Genomic DNA, 3,268 nt, shown 5'->3' with positions numbered 1-3,268 from the left:
AGCAGTACAGTGACTATGGGGCTATAGCTGTATGAAACTGTCCGAAGTGTTGACACTGAAACAAACCTAATAAATTCCAATAAGATTGTTTTCGTGCCTATATTTTTTATATTTCCGACCAGGGAAACTTCAGTCAACGACTACCAGTTTCAATTTATATTGGAATTTCCTGCGTGCTTTTCCGAAAAGATTAAAGATCTACTTCCGTTTGTCGGCGGTGAGCGTTTGAATATACCGAAAAGGCTACCCTTTTTGCTGGATCACTATTTGAAGCTAGTGGACTGGAGTGAATTCCCAGCGTCCGCATAACGGACTATGTAACAGGCTCCCCGTGCGGATTGTTGTAGCCATTGATGTGCCCAAAGGTCCAAGACATAGTGCAGGTAAATGTTTGCCAGCAACGGCGATATCACTGCACCCTGTGGAGTCCCGATCCTGCTCTTGGTAAAGCGCCCATCGTCCACCACCCCTGCCTTTACGATACGTTCGATCAGGTGCAGTAGGCGTCGATCGGCAATACGGTGCGCAAGAAAGCGCAGTAGCCAGCCGTGGTCGATGGTGTCAAAGAACTGGCTAATATCTGCATCCAATATCCAGCTCACGGGCTTTTGCTCGATAGCGACAGCAATCGCATCAAGCGCACGATGCTGGTTGCGGCCAGACCGAAAACCATAGCTGAAACCGAGAAAGTCCATCTCATAAATGGCCTCCAATATCCAGACCAGAGCCTGCTGGACTACCTTATCTACGACTGCCGTGATGCCGATGGGGCGTTGGCTCCCGTCGGCTTTACGGCATACCGCTTGTGGACGGTAGCATTGGCGGTGGAGGCGTGCGTGGAGATCCAGGGTGCGTTCCCGTAGGTTAGTACCGAAATCGCCCCAGTTTTCTCCGTCGAGACCCCGAGTTTCTTTGCGACTGATACTTTTATAAGCTTCGGCCAACAATCGCGGGTGAGAAGATGGAATAGGTTATTAAACCGTTCTCTGCGCTGCGCTTTTGCGCGTGTGTATAGACGCTCCAGCCCCGACGACCCTGCGGCTGCGCTCTGAGTCGCAGTCAGGCCCGGCACAGAACGCCATTTCCTATCGTTAGATCCCTTCGCTCCACCGACTCCGCCATGCGGCACTTTATTAGTTAGCACTTTGTTCACCGGGTTCTTCACTACTATGGATCTATCTGACTTCCTGCAGGCGTAGATGTCCGATCTTTGCCTAACTGGCTTCACCGAGCCCGATCCATGCGGGACACGCACGAATCGCTTACAGGATCTCCCGAGTTCCGCGCAAAAGACATCAGTACATGCATCAGGTCAACTGACTCCGGAGACCGATGTAGATACTCGCAAGAAACGTATCTACCTCTGTTGCCTTCCCCATCACCCAACAAGGTCGGCGATCTCAAATCTTGTTTTCGGAGCTCAATACTGAGCCTGTACCTTCCCCTGTCAACGCTTAACCCTGGCCGTTACCGGACAGCGCCCATGACTCGGGGTCCCAGCGGCGTGCTAGGCCTTACCGGGTAGAGGGCTTCCACCTCCAATCTTTTGCCGATTTATCTCGGCGCACTGGGTATCCAGAATTACTTGGAGCAAGGTATGGTTGTATCTCAGCTGGAACGGGATAAATTTGGCTTATAGCATGGCAAGGACAACCTAAAAATGAATTTTAACTTACCCGTAGGCAAGGTGGCTTCAGGTGGCCTTTCTAGAATAGTATGGCGAAGTAGTTCACATTTGTAGTATGTCTGCAGTGAATTCATACATTGGACAAGGGATGCTAGGCACTTTATTATTGAAACTCTAGGTATTGACATACTTCGCCTACTGGAATAAAGGTATGTAGATTGGATAGAAAAGCCATACTTTTATGCGAAATTTACTGACTTGCAAACAATTAAACGAAACAGAACAATAATTGTTTCAGAATTATCAGGCTGCCTATCTTCTTGAGTTACACAGGGTGATAATTTTTAAGTGTAATTTTATGTATTCTCAGATCTTCCCAGTTCATATACAAATTTTCTCTATTATATAGGTAAAGGATTATACTATGCTTAAACAAACTTCCTCACATCTACAATGTGCAGGCTCCCCTGAAACAGATATAACTAATTTTTGCTTTATTCCTTGGATGAGAACCGCATACAAGGAGCTGGATCAGAGTGAGGTAGCTGGTGTTAAGGCAAATCCAAGGATACTCCAATATTTCTCGGCATCAAAGTTTTGGGGAACTGATGATTCTGGTGGTAAAAATGCGTGGTGTGCTTCTTTCGTAGCCTGGGTAATGAAAGAGCATGGTTACACTCCTGTAAAAAATGCATTTAGAGCCAAATCATGGAAAGCATTTGGTAAATCGATAGGCGAACCAATACAAGGAGCAATTGCAATAAAAAGCAGAAAGGGAGGTGGGCACGTTGGATTTGTTGTAGGGAAAAGTCCAGCAGGAAAGCACCTTTTCATTTTAGGTGGAAATCAAGATGATAAAGTAAGCATTTCTCAATATCCCATCAGTGTTTGGGAAACATTTGTTGTACCTTCAAATTTTGATGTATCAAATAGCCGATTACCGATATATACCTCAACGGCTTCAGTAGTAACCACAGAGGCATAAGGATATGAAGCTCATAGCCACTACTAAATACATTATTTTGCTTTTACTTTTTTTGGCCAATCAAGCATGCTCTGATCAGCCTGACAGCCAGCAAGAATTTTTATCAGAATCAATATTAAATACGCCATTTACTGCTGTTGTTCAACATACACAGGTTATCAAGCTGTCCTCGAAACCTGGCGTGGGTGATACCTACCAGTTAAGCGCTGAGGTGCTTGAGCCCATCAAAGGGGTTTATCAAGGTCAGATAAGTTATAGACTTATTGTAGAGGCGGGTGAAGATGTTATTTTGGATACTAAGCCAGTAATAATTAGTCTTTGCGAAGATAATGGGGAGCTCTATTGGCCTGGAGTTGGGGCCGAATTTCCTGTGAGTAAAAAGTTAATTAAGATTGCCCATAAAGCAGCAAAAGAAAATTCTTCGGCAGATACAAATAAAAATCATTGCGGTTAAGCTAAGTATCAATACTTCGGACAGTTTTAAGGGGCGAAATAGGTAGGAATCACGGCCAGATACTGAGAAAAATAAGGTTCTCACATCAAAACAATACCTGACCATGGAAGATTTAGTAAAAATTGTTTTCGCCAAAATGTCCAATTTTGAGGGTGTAAATAATTCTGTGTAACCGCTCTTGCTAGTGGATTATTGGTAGTCG

At 45.0% G+C, this 3,268-nt stretch carries 3 protein-coding genes; 2 read left to right on the top strand and 1 reads right to left on the bottom strand.

What is annotated here, in order from left to right:
• Nucleotides 1–263: 263 nt before the first annotated feature.
• Nucleotides 264–944 carry a reverse transcriptase domain-containing protein gene (locus tag MO867_RS21160; RefSeq protein WP_252472812.1) on the bottom strand — a complete coding sequence of 227 codons (681 nt, stop codon included), beginning with the start codon at nucleotides 942–944 and terminating at the stop codon, nucleotides 264–266.
• A gap of 1,107 nt (nucleotides 945–2,051) precedes the next feature.
• On the opposite strand from MO867_RS21160, the gene MO867_RS21155 reads away from it, so the two are divergent.
• The gene (locus MO867_RS21155; RefSeq protein ID WP_252472811.1) at nucleotides 2,052–2,612 is read left to right on the top strand and encodes a TIGR02594 family protein; all 561 of its coding nucleotides are present in this window, start codon (nucleotides 2,052–2,054) and stop codon (nucleotides 2,610–2,612) included.
• A gap of 4 nt (nucleotides 2,613–2,616) precedes the next feature.
• Nucleotides 2,617–3,066, top strand: a complete 450-nt coding sequence (locus MO867_RS21150; RefSeq protein ID WP_252472808.1) for a hypothetical protein — start codon at nucleotides 2,617–2,619, stop codon at nucleotides 3,064–3,066.
• Nucleotides 3,067–3,268 lie beyond the last annotated feature (202 nt).

It is taken from the genome of Microbulbifer okhotskensis, assembly GCF_023895975.1.
Lineage (GTDB): Bacteria > Pseudomonadota > Gammaproteobacteria > Pseudomonadales > Cellvibrionaceae > Microbulbifer > Microbulbifer okhotskensis.
The sequence above is the reverse complement of the archived record's forward strand: the minus strand, read 5'-3'. Positions and strand labels throughout refer to the sequence as shown.

Bases quoted from the DNA above. Each gene is read 5' to 3' on its own strand.
- MO867_RS21155 (WP_252472811.1), top strand. From the start codon at position 2,052: ATGCTTAAACAAACTTCCTCACATCTACAATGTGCAGGCTCCCCTGAA.
- MO867_RS21150 (WP_252472808.1), top strand. From the start codon at position 2,617: ATGAAGCTCATAGCCACTACTAAATACATTATTTTGCTTTTACTTTTT.